Raw genomic sequence first — 20,899 nt, 5'->3', positions numbered from 1 at the left:
GACCGGCAGACCATGACGTCTTCGAAGCGAGACCGCGCCAAAGCCCTGCCCCAGGACCTCCAGGAGGCGATGCGCCGCCGCCTCGCCGGCCGGGCCGCCACCGCCCGCCAGGGCATCCCGCACGCCGACCGCACCCGGCCGCTGCCCCTGTCCTTCGCCCAGCAGCGGCTGTGGTTCCTGGACCGGCTGCGCCCCGGCGACGCCCGCTACAACAGCGCCGTCGCCCTGCGCCTGACCGGCCCGCTGGACCGCACCGCCCTCTCCCGCGCCCTGGACACCGTCGTCGAGCGGCACGAGGCGCTGCGCACCACGTTCGAGGAGAGCGACGGACGGCCCGCGCAGACGGTACGACCGGCGGCCCCGGTGCCGCTCCCGGTGGCCGACACGCCGCCGTACGCGCTGGAGGCGGCGCTGCTCGCGGAGTACGAGCGGCCCTTCGACCTGGGCGCCGGTCCGCTGCTGCGGGCCCTGCTCCTGCGCGAAGCGGACACCGCGCACACCCTGCTGCTGACGGCCCATCACATCATCACCGACGGCTGGTCGATGGGGATCGTGCTGGAGGAACTGTGCACCGCGTACGACGCCTTCGCCCGGGGCGCGGCGCCGGAACCGGGGCCGGTGGCGACGCAGTATCCGGACTTCGCGGCATGGCAGCGCGAACAGCTCACCGGCCCTCGGCTGGAGAAGCAACTCGGCTACTGGAGAGACCAGTTGTCGGGGGCCGTCGCCTCCCGGCTGCCACTGGACCACCCCCGTGACGGTGAGGAGTCCGGTGCGGGCGCCGTACGCACCTTCACCGTGCCCGCGGAGACCACCGCACGGCTGCGGGAGCTGGCGGGCGAGCAGCACACCACCCTGTTCACCTCCCTGGTCGCGGCCTGCCAGGCCCTGCTGGCCCGCTGGTCCGGGCAGGACGACATCACCGTCGGCTCCCTCACCCCGGGCCGCTCCCGCACCGACCTGGAACGTGCCGTCGGCTTCTTCGCCAACACGGTCGTCCTGCGCACCCCCGTGGACACGGACGGCTCCTTCCGCGACCTGCTCGGGGCCGCGGCGACCACCGTCAACGACGCCTTCGCGCACGGCGACACGCCGTTCGAGCGGTTGGTGGAGGCGGTGGGCGTGGCCCGCGAGGCGGGCCGCAACCCCCTGTTCGACGTGATGGTCCTCCTCCATCCGGCGCCGCCCGCCGCCCCCGCCCTGCGCGATCTGACCGCCTCGCCGGTCGCGGTGCCCCGGCAGGCGGCCACCTTCGACCTCAGCGTCGAGTTCGTCCCCGACGGGGACGGGCTGACCGGCCTGCTGGAGTACCGCACCGACCTCTTCGACACGGCCACCGCGCAACGGCTGACCGACCAGCTGTCACGCACCCTGGAGGGCGCCGCGACCGCGCCGGACCGCCCGTTGGGCTCGCTGCCCCTGCTCGGTCCGGACGAGGCCCGGCGGATCACGGAGGAGTGGAACGCCACCGCACGGGCCGTTCCCGCCCTCACCTGCCCCGAGCTCTTCGCCCGGCAGGCGGACCGCGTTCCGCACGCCACCGCGCTGGTCGCGGGGGAGGAGCGCCTCGACTACGCGACGCTCAACACCCGGGCCGACCGGCTCGCCCGCCACCTCGTCGCCCGGGGCGCCGGCCCCGAACGCCTGGTCGCGCTGCGGCTGCCGCGTACCGCCGACATGATCGTGGCGATCCTCGCCGTCTGGAAGTCCGGCGCCGGCTATCTGCCCCTGGACCTCGCGCTGCCGGAGGAGCGGGTCCGCTTCCTGCTGGAGGACGCCCGACCCACGCTGGTGCTGGACGAGACGGCGCTGCGGGCGGTGCCGGTGCCCGAGCCCGAGCCCGAGCCCGCGCCCGCGCCCGGGTCAGCGGAAGCGCCCCTGCCGGACACCGCCTCGGACACCGCCCCGGACGCCGCCCCGGGCGGGCACCGGGAGCCGACCACCGATCCGGGCGCGCTTTCGGGCTCGGGGGCCGGCGTGGCCGTCGCGGCCCCCGACCCGGACTCCACCGCGTACGTCATCTACACCTCCGGCTCCACCGGGCGTCCCAAGGGTGTCGCCGTGACGCACCGGTCGCTCGCGCATCTGCTGGCCGCGCACCGCGAGGGCTTCGTGGCCGACGCGGGAGGCGGTCCACTGAGGGTGGCGCTGACCGCGTCGTTCTCCTTCGACACCTCGTTGGAGGGCGTGCTGCTGATGGCCGACGGCCACCCGCTGCACCTGGTCGACGAGGCGACCAGGCTCGACGCCGCCGCGCTGGTCGAGTACGTCGTCGAGCACCGCGTCGACTTCCTCGACCTCACCCCCTCCTACCTGCGCCAACTGCTGCCCGCCGGACTGCTCACCGACCCGCGCCACCACCCCCGCGTCCTGATGCTCGGCGGCGAGGCGATCGGCCCCGGCCTGTGGCGCGAGCTGGCCGGCCACCCGGGCGTGGCCGCGTACAACTTCTACGGCCCCACCGAGTGCACGGTCGACGCCCTCGTCTGCCGTATCGAGGGCGACGGGCGCCCCCTGGTGGGCAGGCCGCTGCCCAACGTCCGCGCGTACGTCCTCGACGGCCGCCTCCACCCGGTGCCGCCCGGTGTCGGCGGCGAGCTGTACCTGGCGGGCGAGCAGGTCGCCCGCGGCTACGCGGGCCGGCCCGGGCTGACCGCCGCGCGCTTCCTCGCCGACCCGTTCGGCCCGCCCGGAACCCGGATGTACCGCACGGGCGACCTGGCCCGCTGGACCGCCGACGGACGTCTCGACTACCTCGGGCGGGCCGACGACCAGGTGAAGGTACGCGGTCACCGCATCGAGCCCGGCGAGGTCGAGGCAGCCCTCCTCGGCCTGCCGGGCCTCACCGGCGCCGCGGTCGTCGCGCTCCCCGACGCGCACGGCCATCTGCGGCTCGCCGCCTACGCCGTACCGGCCGCGGACGCCGAACCGCCCGCCGCCGCGGAGCTGCGGGCCGCCTGCCGGCGTGTCCTGCCCGACCACATGGTGCCGTCGTCGTTCACCGTGCTCGACGCGCTGCCGCTGACCACCAGCGGCAAGCTGGACCGCCACGCCCTGCCCGCCCCCGATCTCGAATCGGCCCCGCGCGAGCGGGAGTTCGTCGCACCGCGCACCCCGGACGAGGAGACGCTGGCCGGTGTCTGGGCGGAGGTACTGGGTGTCACGCGGGTGGGCGTCACCGACAACTTCTTCGAACTCGGCGGCGACTCCATCCTCAGCATCCAGGCCGTCTCCCGCGCCCGCGCGGCAGGTCTGCACCTGACCTCGCGGGACGTCTTCCGCCACCAGACCGTCGCCGACCTGGCCGCCGCCGCGTCCCTGCGCACCGCCGAGACACCCGCGCCCCGCCGGCCGAGCGAGGACGGGCCCGCCCCGCTGACCCCGGTGCAGGAGTGGTACGCCGCCACACACGGCGACCGGGACGGCCGCCTGCGGCCCTTCAGCATGTCGATGCTGCTCGACCTGCCGTACGACGTCGACGAACCCGCGCTGGAACGCGCCGTGGAAGCGCTGGCCGCCCACCACCCGTCCCTGCGCACCCGCTTCGCCCGCAGCGGCGGGACCGGCCAGAGGGGAGAGACCGGTGACACCGGCGATACCGGTGACACCCGTGGCGTTTGGTGGCAGCACCCCGGCGAAGGGCCGACCACGGGGCTGCTGACCCGGCACGACCTGTCCGGCGCCGCGGACCCCGCGGCGGCCCGCCTCACGGCCGCCGACACCGCCCGCGCCGCCCTCGACCCGGCGACCGGCGCCCTGCTGCGCGCCGCCCTGCTCCTGCCCCCGCCCGGCGAACGCCCCCAACTGTTCGTCACCGCACACCACTTGGCCGTGGACAGCGTGTCCTGGCGGATCCTGCTCGCCGACCTGCAGCAGGCCTACCGGCAGGCGGCAGCGGGCGAGGCCGTCCAACTGGAGCCCGTACCCACGCCGTTCACCGACTGGGCCGCCGACCTCGCCCGCCTGACGCGGGCCGGCGACCTGGACGACGACCTGCCGTACTGGACCACGGAGGCGACCCGGCCCCGTACCCCGCTGCCGGTGGACCGCCGGGGAACCCCGCTCGCCGCAACCGTGCGCACCGTCCGTACCCGAGTGGACCGCGCCACCACCGAGGCGTTGTTGCGCCGGGTGCCCGCCGCCTACCGCACGCAGGTCAACGACGTCCTGCTCAGCGCGTTGAGCAGAATCCTTGCCGACTGGACGGGCACCGGGCACGTGACCGTCGCCCTGGAGGGCCACGGGCGCGAGGACCTGATCCCGGGGGACGTGGACCTGTCCCGCACGGTGGGCTGGTTCACCTCCCAGTACCCCGTCACCCTCACCCCGGCCGGAACGCCCGCCGCACCCGACTGGGGCGGCACCCTGAAGGCCGTCAAGGAACGGCTGCGGGCCGTGCCCAGGCGCGGACTGAGCTACGAGGCGCTGGCACGCCTGGGCTCGCCCGACCCGGCCGCCCGCGCCCTGCGCGAGGTGCCGCTGCCCCAGGTGTGCTTCAACTACCACGGGCAGTGGGACAGCGCCGCCGGAGCGGACTTCGCACCGGCCGCCGAAGTGCCCGGCCGGGACATGGCCGCCGACGAACCCCTCGACCACCTGCTCGACATCTCCGCCGTGGTCGCCGACGGCGAGCTGGAGATCACCTGGCACTACAGCGACCAGGCCCACACGCCGGACACCGTACGGGAGTTGGCGCAGGGCATGGTGGCGGCCCTCGCCGCGATCGCCGAGCACTGCGCCCGTCCCGGCGCGGGCGGTCGCACCCCCTCCGACTTCCCGCTCGCCCGCCTGGACCAGGCCGGCGTGGACCGCCTCGCCGGCGACGGGCGTGCGGTGGAGGACCTGCTCCCGCTCACCCCGCTCCAGGAGGGCATGCTCTTCCACCGCCTGGTGGGCGGCGCCGACGACGTGTACGTGGACCAGGCCGCCCTGCTGCTGGACGGTGTGGCCGACCCGCACACGTTCGGCCTGGCCTGGCAGCGGGTCACCGACCGCACACCCGCGCTGCGGACCTCGGTCGTGTGGCAGGACGTGCCCGCCCCCCTCCAGATCGTGCACCGGGACGTGCGGGTGCCCCTCACGCAGCTCGACTGGCGGGACGTGGATCCCAAGGAGCGCGCCGACCGGCTCGACGGGCTCCGCGCCGACGACCTCGCACACGGCATCGACCTCGCCTCGGCACCGCTGATGCGGCTCACCCTGGTCCGGCTGCCCGACGCCCGGCTGCACCTGCTGTGGACCTCCCACCACCTCATCCTCGACGGCTGGAGCCTGGCCCAGGTGCTGACGGAGGTGTGCGAGGAGTACGCCACGCTCACCGTCGGCGGCGAGCCGAGCCCGCCCGTGCGCCGGTCCTTCGCCGACTACGTGCGCTGGCTGGCCGACCAGGACGCCGAGGCCTCGCGTGCGCACTGGCGGGAAACCCTCCGGGGCTTCGCCTCACCCACGCCGCTGCCCGTCGACCGGCCCCTGACCGGCACGCACGAGAGCCGGTCGGCGGACGTCCACACGGCGGAGCTGTCCGACGCGGTGTCCGCGACGCTGGCCCGCACCGCGCGCGACGCCGGACTGACCGTGAACACCGTCGTGCAGGGCGCCTGGGCGCTGCTGCTGGCCCGCCACAGCGCCGAGCCGGACGTGGTGTTCGGCACCACCGTCTCCGGCCGCCCCGACGAACTGCCCGGCGTGGAGTCGATGGTGGGCATGTTCATCAACACCGTGCCCACCCGCGTCCAGGTCGACGGCCACCGCCCGGCCGCCGACTGGCTGCGCGAACTCCAGGACGTACAGGCCGAGTCACGGCGGTTCGCCGCCGCTTCCCTGGCCGAGCTGACCGCCCTGAGCGACGTACCGTCCGGCACCCCGCTCTTCCACAGCATGGTCGCCTTCGAGAACTACCCCTTCGACGCGGCCCGCACCTCCGGCTCCGGAGTGCGGCTGGTGGACGTCGCCTCCCGGGACGCCACCAACTACCCGCTGGTGCTGCGCGCCTACCAGGGTGAGCGGCTCGGCTTCGACCTGGCCTACGACCCGGACCTCTTCGACGTCGACACCGTCCGGGCGCTCGCCGACCGCCTCCGGTTGCTCCTCACGCAGATCGCCGAGCATCCCGACCGGCCGCTGCGCGCCCTGGCCTGGACGACCGCCGAGGAACGGCGGCGCATGCTGGTCGACTTCAACGGCACCGAGCACGGCCGGCCGACGGACACCCTGGTGGACCTGTTCGAGGCCCGGGCCGCCCGCACCCCCGACGCCCCCGCCGTCACCTGTGGCACCGACCACCTCGACTACGCCACGCTCGACGCGGCGGCCGGCCGCCTCGCCCACCGGCTGGCCGAGGCCGGCGCCGGACCCGAGCGGTTCGTGGCCCTCGCCCTGCCCCGCTCCACCGACCTCGTCGTGGCGGTCCTCGCGGTGCTCAAGACGGGCGCCGCCTATCTGCCCATCGACCCGAAGCTGCCCGCCGAACGCGTCGCCCAACTGCTGGACGACGCCGCCCCGGTGACCCTGGTGACGACCACGGAGGCCGCCGGACGCGTGCGGGGCGCCGGTGTCCCGCTCCTCGTACTGGACGCCCCCGACGTACGGGCCGACCTCGCCCGGCGCCCGGCCACCGGACCCGCCCCGGCCCGCCGCCCCCTGCCGGAGAGCCCCGCCTACGCCATCTACACCTCCGGCTCCACCGGCCGCCCCAAGGGCGTGGTCGTCCCGCACGCCAACGTCGTGCGCCTGTTCAGCCGCACCCGCCACTGGTTCGGCTTCGACGAGAGCGACGTGTGGACCCTGTTCCACTCCTACGCCTTCGACTTCTCCGTCTGGGAACTGTGGGGTGCCCTGCTGCACGGCGGCCGGCTCGTCGTCGTCCCCGACGACACCGCCCGCTCCCCGGAGGACTTCCTGCGGCTCCTCGCCGACGAGCGGGTCACCGTCCTCAACCAGACCCCGTCCGCCTTCTACCCACTGGCCCGCGCCGACGCCGAACACCCTGAACTCAGCGCCCGACTGGCGCTGCGCACCGTGGTCTTCGGCGGCGAGGCCCTGGACGTCGACCGCCTCGCCGAGTGGTACGCGCACCACCCCGACACCGCGCCACGCCTGGTCAACATGTACGGCATCACCGAGACCACCGTGCACGTCACCTACGAGCCGCTGGACCGCACCACGGCCCGCACGGGCGCCGCGAGCCCGATCGGCACCGGCATACCCGACCTGCGGATCCATGTCCTCGACGGCGACCTGGCCCCGGTACCGCCCGGAGCCGTGGGCGAGATGTACGTGGCGGGGGAGGGCCTGGCACGCGGCTACCTGAGAAGGCCCGGCCTGACCGCGACCCGCTTCCTCGCCGACCCGTTCGCGGCGTCCGACCCGTTCGCGGCGCCGGGGCGGCGGATGTACCGCACCGGCGACCGGGCCCGCCGGCGGGCCGACGGCACGCTGGAGTACCTGGGCCGCGCCGACCAGCAGGTGAAGATCCGCGGCTACCGCATCGAACCCGGCGAGATCGAGGCCGCCCTGCACACCCACCCGGGCGTCGGCGACGCGGCGGCCGGCGTGTACGAGGACGGCTCGGGGACGCGCCGGCTGGTGGCCCACGTCGTCGGCCGGGGCGGCACCGAACCGCCGCCCGCCGCCGAACTCCGCGCCCACCTGGAGCGGCTGCTGCCCGCACACATGGTGCCCGCCGCGTACGTGCCGATGGCGGCCCTTCCGCTGACGGTCAACGGCAAACTCGACCGGCGCGCGCTGCCCGCCCCCGGACCGGACGGCTTCGCCATGGACACCGAGCGCGTCGCGCCGCGCACGCCCGCCGAGCGTGCGGTCGCCGCCGCCTGGGCGGACGTCCTCGACACCGACGAGGTGGGAGCCGACGACGACTTCTTCGCCCTCGGCGGCGACTCGATCCTCGCCGTCCGGGTCGTCTCACGGCTGCGCGCCGCCTTCGGTACGGAGGTCTCGCCCCGGCTGCTGTTCACCCACTCGACGCTGTCCGCCCTGGCCGCCGAACTCGGCGACCCGGCGCGGAACGGCGGGGCACCGGCGGATGTCATCCCGGCCGTGGACCCGGACGCCCCGGCGCCGCTGTCGTACGCGCAGCAGCGGCTGTGGTTCCTCGACCGCTTCGAGCCGGGCAGCACCGAGTACACGACCCTGTCCGTGCTGCGCCTGCGCGGCACGCTCCATGCCGACGCCCTGCGTGCCGCTCTCGACGGACTGGTCGCCCGGCACGAGGCGTTGCGCACCACGTTCGCCGAAGCCGGCCAGGACGGCCGTGCCCGGCAGATCGTCCACCGGCCGTACCCGGTGGACCTGCCGCTGGACGACCTCACCGGCGCCCGCGACCGCCTGGACGCCCTCGTGGAACGCGAGGCGTCCGTCCCCTTCGACCTGGGCGCCGGGCCCCTGCTACGGGCCCGCCTCGTACGCCTGGCCGAGGACGAGCACGTCCTGGTCCTGGCCGTCCACCACATCGTCACCGACGGCTGGTCGGCCGGTGTACTGGGCCGGGACCTGAGCGAGCTGTACACGGCCGCCCGCGAGAGCCGCGCGCCCCGGCTGCCGCACCTGCCCGTGCGGTACGCGGACTTCGCGGCCTGGCAACGCGCCCGCACCGACGAGGTGGCCGAGCAACTCGCCTACTGGCGGCGCACCTTGGACGGCATCACCCCGCTGGAGCCGCCCACCGACCGGCCGCGTCCCGCCGTACGCAACCGGGAAGGCGCCCTGGTGACCTTCGCCCTCCCCGCCGCCCTCACCGAGCGGCTGCGGGAGACGGGCCACGAGGCCGACGCCACCCTCTACATGACACTGCTGACGGCCTGCACGGTCCTGCTCTCCCGCTGGTCCGACCAGGAGGACATCGCCGTCGGCACGGTCACGGCGGGCCGTGAACGGCCTGAACTCCACGACGTGGTCGGCATGTTCGTCAACACCCTGGTGCTGCGCAACCGGGTGGAGCCCGGAGTGTCGTTCCGTGCGCTGCTGGAACGGGTGCGCACCAACGCCCTGGACGCGTTCGCCCACCAGGACGTGCCCTTCGAGAAACTGGTGGACGCCCTCCAGCCCGAGCGGGACACCAGCCGCACCCCGCTGTTCCAGGTGATGGTGGCGCTGCACAACCTGGGCGCCGAGAACCTCGACCTGCCGGACCTGGACGTCGAACCGCTCACGCCCCCGATCCGGTACGCCGCCTACGACCTCGCCTTCGACTTCGTCGAGAACGACGCGAGTGACGGTGGCGTGACCGGCTATCTGGAGTACGACACCGGGCTGTTCGACGCGGACACCGCCGAACGACTTGCCGTACGGCTGCGGTTGCTGCTGGAAGCGGCGGTACAGGATCCGCACCGGGACGCCCGTGCTCTGCCGCTGCTGACGACCGCCGAACAGCGGCAGGTCCTCGACGAGTGGCAGGGCGGGCGGCTGCCCGTGCCGGACAGTGACTTCCCCGCCCTGTTCGAGGCGCGGGCGGCCCGCACCCCGTACGCCACCGCCCTGGTGGCCCGGGACGGCACGCTCACCTTCGCGGCCCTGAACGAGCGGGCCAACCGGCTGGCCCATCACCTGATCACGCTGGGCATCGGCCCGGAGCGCGTGGTCGCCGTGCGGCTGCCGCGTACCTCGCAGCTGCTGGTGGCCGTGTTCGCCGTGCTCAAGGCGGGCGGCACCCTGCTCTGCCTCGACCCGGACCTGCCCGAGGAGCGTGTCGCGTTCCTCGTCGAGGACGCCGCGCCGCACACGGTCCTGACGGCCGACACCCTGCGCGGGACGCCCTGGGACGAACTGCCCGCCCACGACCCCACCGACGCCGACCGGCTCGCTCCGCTGCACCCGGACAACGCCGCTTACATCATCTACACCTCCGGCTCCACCGGCCGCCCCAAGGGCGTCACGGTGGAACACCGCCACCTGGTCAACCTCTGCCACGACCACCGGGAAGGACTCGTCGCCCCGCACACCGCCGACGGACGACGGCTCAAGGCCGCGCTCAGCGCCTCCTTCTCCTTCGACACCTCCTGGGAGGGTCCGCTGCTGCTCGCCCTCGGCCAGGAGGTCCACCTCGTCGACGAGGACGTACGCCTGGACCCCGAGGCGTTCTGCGCCCAGGTCGACGAGCGGGAACTGGACCTGGTGAACGTCACCCCGTCCTTCCTCCGCGAACTCACCGCCGCCGGACTCCTCACCCCCGGCCGCCACCACCCGCGGCTGCTGCTGGTGGGCGGCGAGGCGGTCGGCCCCGACACCTGGGCCGAACTGTGCGCGGCCCACGACGACTTCGGCGTCACCGCGTACAACATGTACGGCCCCACCGAGACGACCGTGGACGCCGTCTACGGCCGCTGCGCCGACCACCGCGGACGCCCGGTCATCGGCCGGCCGGGCCGCAACCTGCGCGCCTACGTGCTCGACCGCGCCCTGCGCCCGGTCCCGCCCGGCGTACCGGGCGAGCTGTATCTCGCCGGGGCGCAGGTCGCCCGCGGCTACCTGAACCGGCCGGGCCTCACCGCCGCCCGCTTCATCGCCGATCCGTTCGGAGCGTCCCGTCCGGCCGACGCGTCCGACGCGTTCACGGCACCGGGGGAGCGGATGTACCGCACCGGCGACCGGGCCCGGTGGACCGCGTCGGGGGCGCTGGAGTTCCTGGGCCGGGTCGACGAGCAGGTCAAGATCCGCGGGTTCCGTATCGAGCCAGGCGAGGTCGAGGCCGCGCTGCTCGCGCTGCCGGACGTCACCGACGCCGCCGTGACCGCCCGCGAACACGCCGGACGTACCATGCTGGTGGCGTACGTCGTGCCCACCGGGCAGCACGCCCCCTCCGCCGACGAGCTGCGGGTGCGGCTGCGGCGGACCCTGCCGGACCACCTGGTGCCCACCGCGTTCGTGCCGCTGACCCGCATACCGCGCACCAGCGGCGGCAAGACCGACCGCCGCGCACTGCCCGCACCGGCGGCCCAGCCCGACAGCGGCACGCCGTACGTGGCACCCCGCCCAGGCACCGAGGAACGGCTGGCAGCCATCTGGGCCGAGGTGCTCGGTGTGGAGCGGGTCGGCGCGCGGGACAACTTCTTCGCGCTCGGCGGCGACTCCATCCTCAGCATCCAGATCGTCTCCCGCGCCCGCCGGACGGGCCTCGCCCTGACCACCAAGGACGTCTTCCGCCACCAGACCGTCGCCGAACTCGCCCTGCGCGTCGCCGAGTCGGCGCCCCGGCCGGCGGACGGTACGGACGACACCCCGCCCGCCGAGGCCCCGCTGACGCCGATCCAGCGCTGGTACCTCGACCACCGGCGTCCCGGTGACGCGTTGCGGTTCACCATGACCCAGCGGCTGGAACTGGCCGTCGGCACCGACCTCTCGGCGCTGGAGCAGGCGGTCGACGCCCTCGTGGGCCGCCATCCGGCCCTGCGGACCCGCTTCCGGCACACCGAGGACGGCTGGCGCCAGCAGGTGCTGCCGCAAGCACCGCACGCCGTGTTCACGAGCTACGACACGTCCCACCTGGACGCCCCGGATCTGGAGGCGCAGGTACAGCGCGCGGCGGACGCCGCACAGGGGGCGCTGGATCCCACCGAGGGCCGGGTCGTACGGGTCCTGCTGTTCGACCGGGGCCCGGAACGCCCGGCCCAACTGCTGTTCACCGTGCACCACCTGGTCGTCGACGGCGTCTCCTGGCGCATCCTGCTCGCCGACCTGGAGACCGCCCACCGCGCCGCCGCGACCGGGCAGCCCGTCGAACTTCCGCCGGCCGGCACCTCGTACGGCCGCTGGGCGCAGCGACTGGAGCAGCACACGCGGTCCGGTGCCCTGGACGCCGACCTGGCGCACTGGACCCGCACCGTCGCCGCCCCCGCCGACCTGCCCGCCGGGAGGCCGGGCCGCAACACCCACGACGCCGCCGCCACCGTCACCGTGACGCTGGCCGAGGAGGAGACCGAGGCGCTGCTGCGCCGGGTGCCCGAGGTCTACCGCACCCAGGTCAACGACGTGCTGCTCAGCGCGCTCGGCCGTACGCTGGCCCGCTGGTGCGGGCGCGACACCGTCCTCGTCGGGGTGGAGGGGCACGGCCGGGAGGACCTGTTCGACGACGTGGACCTGTCCCGGACCGTCGGCTGGTTCACCGCCGAGTTCCCCCTCGCCCTGACCGTCGCACCCGGTGCCGACTGGCGCGCCACCCTGCGCTCCGTCAAGGAGCAGTTGCGCGCGGTGCCGCTGCACGGCCTGAGCCACGGAGCCCTGCGCCACCTCCTGCCGGACAGCCCGCTCGCCGACGCCTCCCACCCACGGGTCGGCTTCAACTACCACGGGCGCTGGGACACGGGCGGCGGCACCGAGGACGGCCTGTACGGGGCGGCGGCGCTCCCGCCGGCCGGCCGCGACGCCGACCCGGACGAGACCCGCCCCTACCTGCTGGACATCACGGGCGTGGTCCAGGAGGGACGGCTCGAACTCGGCTGGACCTACCCGGCGGCCGTATACGACGAGTCCACCGTGCGGCACCTGGCCGAGCAGATGTGCGTGGCGCTGCGCGACATCGTGGCCCACTGCGCGGAGCCGGACGCGGGCGGCCGTACCCCCTCGGACTTCCCCCTCGCTTGTCTCTCCCAGCAGCAGCTCGACCGGCTGGTGGGCGACGGACGGCACGTGGCCGACGTCCTGCCGCTGACGCCCCTGCAGTCCGGCATGCTCTTCCACGGACTGGTCGACACCGCCGGGGCCTACTTCGACCGTACGGCCGTACGGCTGACGGGAGTCGGTGACCCGAGGGCGTTCGCGGCGGCCTGGCAGGAGGTCGCCGACCGTACCCCTGTCCTGCGCACCGACGTCCACTGGCAGGGCCTGCCGCACCCCGTCCAGGTCGTCCACCACCACGCGGAACTGCCCGTCACCCACCTGGACTGGCGGACCCTGACCCGCGAGGAGCGCGCCGCCGCGACGGAGCGGCTGCTCGTCGAGGACCGCGCGGCGGGCATGGACCTGACGGCCGCGCCGCTCACCCGGATCACCCTGGCCGCGCTGCCCGGTGACGAGGCACTGCTGCTGTGGTCCTCCCACCACCTCATCCTCGACGGCTGGAGCACCGGGCAGCTGCTCACCGAGGTGTGCGAGCGGTACGCCGCGCTCACCGGCGGCCAGGACACCGCACCGCCGGTGCGGCGGCCGTTCGCGGACTTCGTGCGCTGGCTGCGGGAACAGGACGAGGGCGCGGCCGAACGCCACTGGACCGACACCCTCACCGGTGTCACCGAGCGCACCCCGCTGCCGTACGACCGCACCCCCGCCGAGGCACACCGGGCCCGCTCCGCGGAGTCCGTGCACCACGAGCTGGACGGGGAGGTGTCGCTGCGGCTGCGGGAGACGGCGGCCCGCGCCGGACTGACCGTGAACACCGTCGTACAGGCGGCCTGGGCGCTGCTGCTGGCCCGCTACAGCGGGCGCGACGACGTCGTCTTCGGTACGACCGTCTCCGGCCGGCCCGCCGAACTGCCCGGCGTCGACACCATGATCGGCATGTTCATCAACACCGTGCCCACCCGGGTACGGGTCCGGGGCGACGGCGTCCGCGCCTGGCTGCGGGGCCTTCAGGAGGCGCAGAGCGAGGACCGGCGCTTCGACTTCCTCTCCCTCGCCCGTATCCAGTCGCTGACCGAAGTCCCCGCCGGACAGGCCCTGTTCGACAGCATGGTGGTCTTCGAGAACTATCCCGTCGACGAGTCGGCCACCGCCCGGACGGGTGTGGGAGTGGCCGAGGTACGCGCCGACGACGCGACCACCTTCCCGCTGTGCCTGCGCGCCCACCTGAGCGACCGGCTCGGCTTCGACCTGGCCTACGACCCCGCCTTCTTCGACCGCGCCACGGTGGAACGGGCGACAGCTCGCCTGGCCACCCTGCTCACCCGGTTCGCCGACGGCATCGACGGCGAGGTCGGCGCTCTCGATCCGCTCACCGCCGGGGACCGGCGACTGCTGGAGCGGTGGAACACCACCGCCCGCCGGGTGGAACCGCGCAGCCCCGTGGACCTGTTCGCCGAGCAGGCCCGCCGCACCCCGGACGCGCTCGCCCTGGACGACGGCGACCGACGGCTGACCTACCGTGAACTCGCCGACTGGTCCGACCGGGTGGCGTCCCGGCTGCTCGCCGACGGCCTCGCCGCCGAGGACGGGGTGGCCCTGCTCATGGACCGCTGCGCCGAACTCGTCGTCGCCCAGCTCGCGGTCCTCAAGGCGGGCGGCGCCTACGTGCCGGTCGACGGCCGCGCCCCCGAGGAGCGGCGCCGGACCATGCTCGCGCAGGCGAACGTCAGGGCCCGGCTCACCGCCGAGGACGTCGCCGCGGCCAGCCACGTCCCCCTGACGGGAACGGCGTCCGGACCGGCCCCCCTCGCGGGAGCGGCGACCGGGCCGGCGGATCCCGACCGGCTGGCCTACGTCATGTTCACCTCCGGATCCACCGGCCTGCCCAAGGCCGTGGCGGTACGCCATCGCGACGTGGCGTCGCTGGCCACCGACAGCCGTTTCACCGACGGTGTGTGCGCCCGCGTGCTGCTGCACTCGCCGGTCGCGTTCGACGCCGCGACCTTCGAGGTGTGGGCGCCCCTGCTGACCGGCGGCTGCGTGGTCGTGGCCCCCGGGGAGACGGTGGACGCGGCCTTGCTGCGGCGTCTGATCGGCACGGCCCCGCGAGCCGCGGACGACGAACAGACCGCCCCCGACGGCATCGACCGTTCCGGCGCCGACGGGCGAACCGAGACCGTCGGGCGCTCCGGTGCCGGCCTGTGCGCCGAGACCATGGGAACGTCCGAGGACGGCGGGCGCGTCGGCGAGATCGGCCGCTCCGGTGACGGCCTGCGAGGCGCGGGCCTCGGGCGGGCCGGGGATGTCGAGTGCTCGGACGGTGGCGGGCGCGTCGGCGAGGTCGGGCGTTCCCGTGACGGTCTGCGAGGCGCGGATCTCCGGCGGCCCGTGGAGACCGGGCGTTCCGGCGGCGCCGGTCTGACCTCCGTGTGGCTGACGGCCGGTCTCTTCCGGCTGCTGGCGCAGGACGCGCCCGACGCCTTCGCGGGCCTGCGCCAGGTGTGGACCGGCGGCGACGTGGTCCCCGCGGCGGCCGTACGACGCGTACTGACCGCCTGCCCCGGCCTGACCGTGGTGGACGGCTACGGACCGACCGAGACCACCACCTTCGCCACCTCCCACGCCCTCGACGACGCGGCGGCCGTCCCCGACACCGTTCCCGTCGGCAGGCCGCTCGACGACAAACGGGTCCACGTCCTGGACGCGCGGATGCGCCCCGTCCCGCCGGGCTGCGCGGGCGAGCTGTACATCGCCGGCGAGGGCGTGGCACGCGGCTACCTGGGTCGCCCCGGTGAGAGCGCACGCCGCTTCCTCGCGGACCCCCTGGGACCGCCCGGCGCCCGGATGTACCGCACCGGCGACCTGGCCCGGCGCCGCCCGGACGGCACGGTCGAGTTCCTGGGCCGCGCCGACGACCAGGTGAAGATCCGCGGCTTCCGGGTGGAGCCCGGCGAGGTGGCCGCCGCGCTGGCGCCCCACCCCGGCGTCGCGGACGTGGCGGTGGTGGCCCGCGAGGACCGGCCGGGCGCCCGCCGCCTGGTCGCCTACATCGTCGGTCCGGCAGGGGACGACCCGGACGAACTGCGCGCCCACGCCCGCCGCTCGCTGCCCGACTACCTGGTGCCCTCCGCGTTCGTCGCGCTGACGGCCCTCCCGCTGAGCGGCAACGGCAAGGTGGACCACGCCGCCCTCCCGGCTCCGGAAGGGGACACCGGCCCGGGACAGGGCAAGCGGACCGCACCGCGCACGGAGGCCGAACGCCGTACCGCCGAGGTCTTCGCCGACGTGCTGGGCGGCCGGCCGCCGGGCGTGGAGGACGACTTCTTCGCGCTGGGCGGCGACTCCATCCTCAGCATCCGCCTGGCCTCCCGCCTGGCCGAGGAGTTCGGCACCACCCTCTCACCGCGGGTCGTGTTCACCCACCCGACGCCCGCCGCGCTCGCCGTGCTGCTCACCGGGGACCGGACCGCGGACGACGAGCGCCCCGTCATCGTGCCGGTGGCCCGGGACGCGACGGCACCGATGTCGTACGCGCAGCAACGCCTCTGGTTCCTGGAGGAGTTCGCACCCGGCGGCACCGAGTACGTCACCGCCCTGGCGCTACGCCTGCGCGGCCGGCTCGACACCCGGGCCCTCGCGGCGGCCCTGCGGAAGCTGGTGACACGGCACGAGTCGCTGCGTACCACCTTCGACACGGTGGACGGCAGGGGCGTACAGATCGTCCAGCCGCCGCAGGAGGTACCGCTGCCGCTCCACGACCTGTCCGAGCTGCCGGAGGGCGACCGCACGGCCCGCCTGGAGAAGCGGCTCGCGGCCGACCGCGCCCTCCCCTTCGACCTGCGTGAGGGCCCGTTGCTGAGGACCGGCCTGATCCGGCTGGCCGACGACGAGCACGTCCTGACGCTCACGCTGCACCACATCGTCACCGACGGCTGGTCGACCGCCGTTCTCACCGGCGATCTCGCCCACCTCTACCGGGCCGAACTCGACGCGGCCACCGGGCCGTTGCCGCCGCTGCCGGTCCAGTACGCCGACTACGCCAACTGGCAGCGCACCACCAGCGGACATGAACAGCAACTGGGCTACTGGAAAGAGCAGTTGGCGGACATCGAGCCGCTGGACCTGCCCACCGACCGGCCCCGCCCGCCTATGCGCACCCGGTCCGGTGCGACCGCCCGGCTGACCCTGCCGTCCGGCGTCGCGCGCCGTCTCGGACAGGTGGGCCGGGACCGGGGAGTGACCCTCTTCACCACGCTGGTCGCCGCCGCCCAGACCTTCCTGGCCCGGCTGTGCGGCAGTCAGGACGTCACCGTCGGCACGGTCACCTCGGGCCGGGACCAGGCCGAGATCCAGCACCTGATCGGCTTCTTCGTCAACACACTGGTACTGCGCTCGCGGGTCGACGCCGAGCGTCCCTTCGCCGAGTTCCTCGACGACGTCCGGCGGACCGTGCTGGCCGCCTTCGCCCACCAGGAGGTGCCGTTCGAGCAGGTGGTCGACGAGGTGCGTCCGGTACGCGACACCAGCCGGACCCCGCTGTTCCAGGTGATGGTCGTCCTGCAGAACACCCCGGCCGCCGGTCTCGATGTGCCGGACCTGGAGGTGTCCGCCGTCGAGACCGAGCTCCAGCACGCGGCGTTCGATCTCACCCTGGAGTTCGCCGAGGCGGACACCGGCGCGCTGGACGGCCTGCTCACCTACAACACCGACCTGTTCGACGCGGCCACGGCCGAGCACCTCGCCGATCAGCTGGCCACGCTGCTGACCGCCGTGGCGGACGACCCGCACCGCTCTCTCGGCGCCCTGCCGCTCGCCTCCGACGAGGAACTGAAGGCCCTGCTGGAGCAGGGGCGCGGCACGGCCCGGCCGGTACCGGTGGCGACACTGCCGGGCCTGTTCGAACGGCAGGTGGCCGCCACCCCCGACGCCGTGGCGCTGGAGGACACCGGACGGCAGCTGTCGTACGCCGAACTCGACCGCGCCGCCGACCGGCTCGCGCACCGGCTGATCGCCCGCGGGGTCGGCCCCGAGGACGTCGTGGCCCTCGCCCTGCCCCGCACCGCCGAGACGGTGGTGGCGCAGCTCGCCGTCGCCAAGGCGGGCGCCGCCTTCCTGCCCGTCGACCCGAACTACCCCGCACAGCGGCGGGAGTTCATGGTCCGCGACGCGGGCGCCCGGGTGGTCCTCGACGATCCGGCCGAGATAGCGGAGACAGCGCGAATATGGGTGGCGGACGGCGCGGACACCGCACCCACCGGCCCGGACACCGCGCCCACCGGCGCGGACACCGCGCCCACCGGCCCGGACACCGTGCCCTCCGGCGCGGTCCGTGTCACCGCCCTCACCCCCGACCACCCGGCGTACGTCATCTACACCTCCGGGTCCACCGGGAAACCGAAGGGCGTCACGGTGACGCACCGGGGGCTGGCGGGCTTCGCCGAGGCCGCCGCCGAGCGGTACGCGGCGGGCCCCGGCGACCGGGTGCTGCAGTTCGCCTCTCCCAGCTTCGACGCCTCTGTCCTCGAACTGTGCGTCTCCCTGCTCAGCGGCGCCACCCTCGTCACAGGGGAGGAAGGGCCGCTGATCGGTGAACGGCTGGCCCAGGTGCTCGCCGAGCGCCGCATCAGCCATACCCTCGTCCCACCGGCCGCGCTCGCCACCGTGGCACCGGAGACCGCCGAGCACCTGCCGCACCTGCGCACCCTGATCGTCGGCGCCGAGGCCTGCCCGGCCGACCTCGTGGAGCGGTGGGCCCCCGGCCGCCTGATGATCAACTCCTACGGGCCCACCGAGGCGACCGTCGTCGCCACCTGGACCGGCCCGCTGAGCCCGGCAGGCGGCGCACCGCCGATCGGCCGCCCGGCCGGCGCCACCCGCGTGTACGTCCTCGACGCCGCCCTGCGCCCCGTACCGGCCTGTGTGACGGGGGAACTGTACGTGGCGGGGCCCGGACTGGCCCGCGGCTACCTGCACCGACCTGGCCTGACCGCCCGGCGGTTCGTCGCCGACCCGTTCGGCGCGGCCGGGGAGCGCATGTACCGGACCGGCGACCTGGTGCGCTGGGGCGCCGACGGCGAACTGCGCTTCGTCGGCCGCGCGGACGACCAGATCAAGCTGCGCGGCTTCCGCATCGAGCCGGGAGAGACGGAGAGCGCGCTGCGCCGCAGCCCGTACGTGCGCGACGCGGTGGTCGTGGTCCGCACCGACGGCCCGGACGGTCAACCAGCGGACGGCCACGGGCGGTTGGTGGCGTACGTCGTCCCAGCAGGCGGTGACGCAGGTGCTGGGGCAGGCGGTGACGCTGGAACTGGAACTGAGTCTGGAGCAGGCGCCGATGCCGATGCCGTCGCGCAGGGGCTGCCGATCGCCGCGCTGCGCGAAGACCTCGCCGCGCTGCTGCCCCCGCACATGGTGCCGTCCGTGTTCGTGCCGCTGGAGCGGCTGCCGCTGACCCCCAACGGCAAGACGGACCGGCGGGCCCTGCCCGCACCCGCCACCGCGCACACCGCCGTCGCGGCCGGCCCGCGCACCGCGCCCCGTACCGGCACCGAACGCCGCATCGCACAGGTCTGGACCGACGTCCTCGGCGTGGAGGACATCGGCGTGGACGACAACTTCTTCGTCCTGGGCGGTGACTCGATCCTTAGCATGCAGGTGGTCTCCCGGCTGCGCCGCGAGGGCCTGCATCTGGCCACCCGGGACCTGTTCACCCACCAGACCGTCGCCGAGCTGGCCCGCGTCGTCGGCACCGCTCCCCAGCACACCGGCGACGGACCGGCCACCGGCGCGGTGCCGCTCACTCCGATCCAGGAGTGGTTCCTGAGCACACCGCGCGCCGACCGCACCCACTTCAACCAGTCGGCGCTGCTGGAACTCGACGCCGCGCCCGACCTCGCCGCCCTGGGCACCGCCCTGGACGCGCTGAGGGAACACCATGACGCGCTGCGCATGCGCTTCACCGAGGACGCCGACGGCTGGCACCAGTTCAACCCGCCGCCGGGAGAGGGCGAGGAACTTCTCGTCCGGTACGACCTGTCGGGCCTGCCGACGGAGGAGGCGGACGCGGCCATGAAGAAGGCCGCCGACGATCTGCACACCGGCTTCGACCTGAGCCGGGGCCCGTTGCTGCGGGCAGCGCTGTTCACCGGAGCGGGCGCGGACAGGACCGCCGAGGTCAGCGGCGAAATTGGGAGCAGGACCGCCGAGTTCGGCGGCGGACGTGGGGACAGGACAGCTGACGACGTCTCGGCGGATCGAGGAGACGGGACGGCCTTCCTCCTCCTGGTCGCCCATCACCTGGTCGTGGACGCCGTGTCCTGGCGCATTCTCGCCGACGACCTGGAGGCCGCCTACCGGCAGGCCGTGCGCGGCGAGCCCGTCGGCCTGGGGGAGCGCACCACCTCGTTCCGCGACTGGGCCCACAAACTCGCCGGGCATGTCGCCGACGGCGGCCTGGACCACGAACTGGCCTACTGGGAGGAGGCCGTGACCGCCGGACGGCTTCCGGTCGCCGCCACACCCGACCCGGCCGCCCAGGAGGCCGGCTCGTTCACCGTCGAACTGGGCGAGCAGGACACGGAGTCACTGCTGCGCGCCGCGCCGGCCGCCTACCGCACCCGCGTCAACGACGTCCTGCTGGCCGCGCTGGCCCTGGCGCTGGCCCGCTGGACCGGAAGCGAACGCGTCCGCCTGGACCTCGAAGGGCACGGCCGCGAGGACCTGCTCGACGACGTGGATCTCTCCCGCACGGTCGGCTGGTTCACCACCATCCACCCGGTCGTCCTCCAGGTCTCCGAACTGGACCGCCCCGGGCCCGCCCGGAACTGGCGTTCCCTGGTGAAGTCGGTACGCCGCCAACTGCGCTCCGTACCCGGCAACGGGCTGGGCTTCGGCGCCCTGCGCACCTTCGGGCCGCCCGAGGTACGCGAACGGCTCGGCGCGGCCGCACACGGGCAGGTGGTCTTCAACTACCTCGGCCAGTGGGACGCCCGCCCCGCCGCCCCGGACGGCGGTCTCGTACGTACCGAGCACGGCTCCTTCGGCCAGGACCACGACCCGCGGGACAGTGGTTCGCATCCGCTGGAGGTGGTCGGCGCGGTGCGGGACGGACGCTTCGCCTTCACCTGGCACCACCACTCCGGGGCGTACGCCCCGGCGACCGTGCGCCGCGTCGCGGGGGACTTCGCCGAGGCACTCGGCCACATCGCCCGGCATGCCAGGGAGAGCCTGTGACCCCATACCCACACGGACCCGGCGACCCGAAACCGCCTCTCCACGGACCGACCCCACCAAGACCAACTCCATCACGATCGGCTCCATCACGATCGGC

1 protein-coding gene is annotated in these 20,899 nt (G+C 74.5%); it reads left to right on the top strand.

Going from position 1 to position 20,899, the window contains the following annotated elements; all coding sequences use genetic code 11:
* The first annotated feature begins 12 nt into the window (after positions 1-12).
* A complete protein-coding gene (locus ACH4DZ_RS00940; protein WP_398284739.1) occupies positions 13-20,802 on the top strand; it encodes a non-ribosomal peptide synthase/polyketide synthase in 20,790 nt (6,929 codons plus the stop codon).
* The last annotated feature ends 97 nt before the right edge of the window (positions 20,803-20,899 follow it).

It is taken from the genome of Streptomyces sp. NPDC017991 (assembly GCF_044328075.1).
GTDB lineage: Bacteria > Actinomycetota > Actinomycetes > Streptomycetales > Streptomycetaceae > Streptomyces.
This window is presented reverse-complemented; position numbering and strand designations above follow the sequence as displayed.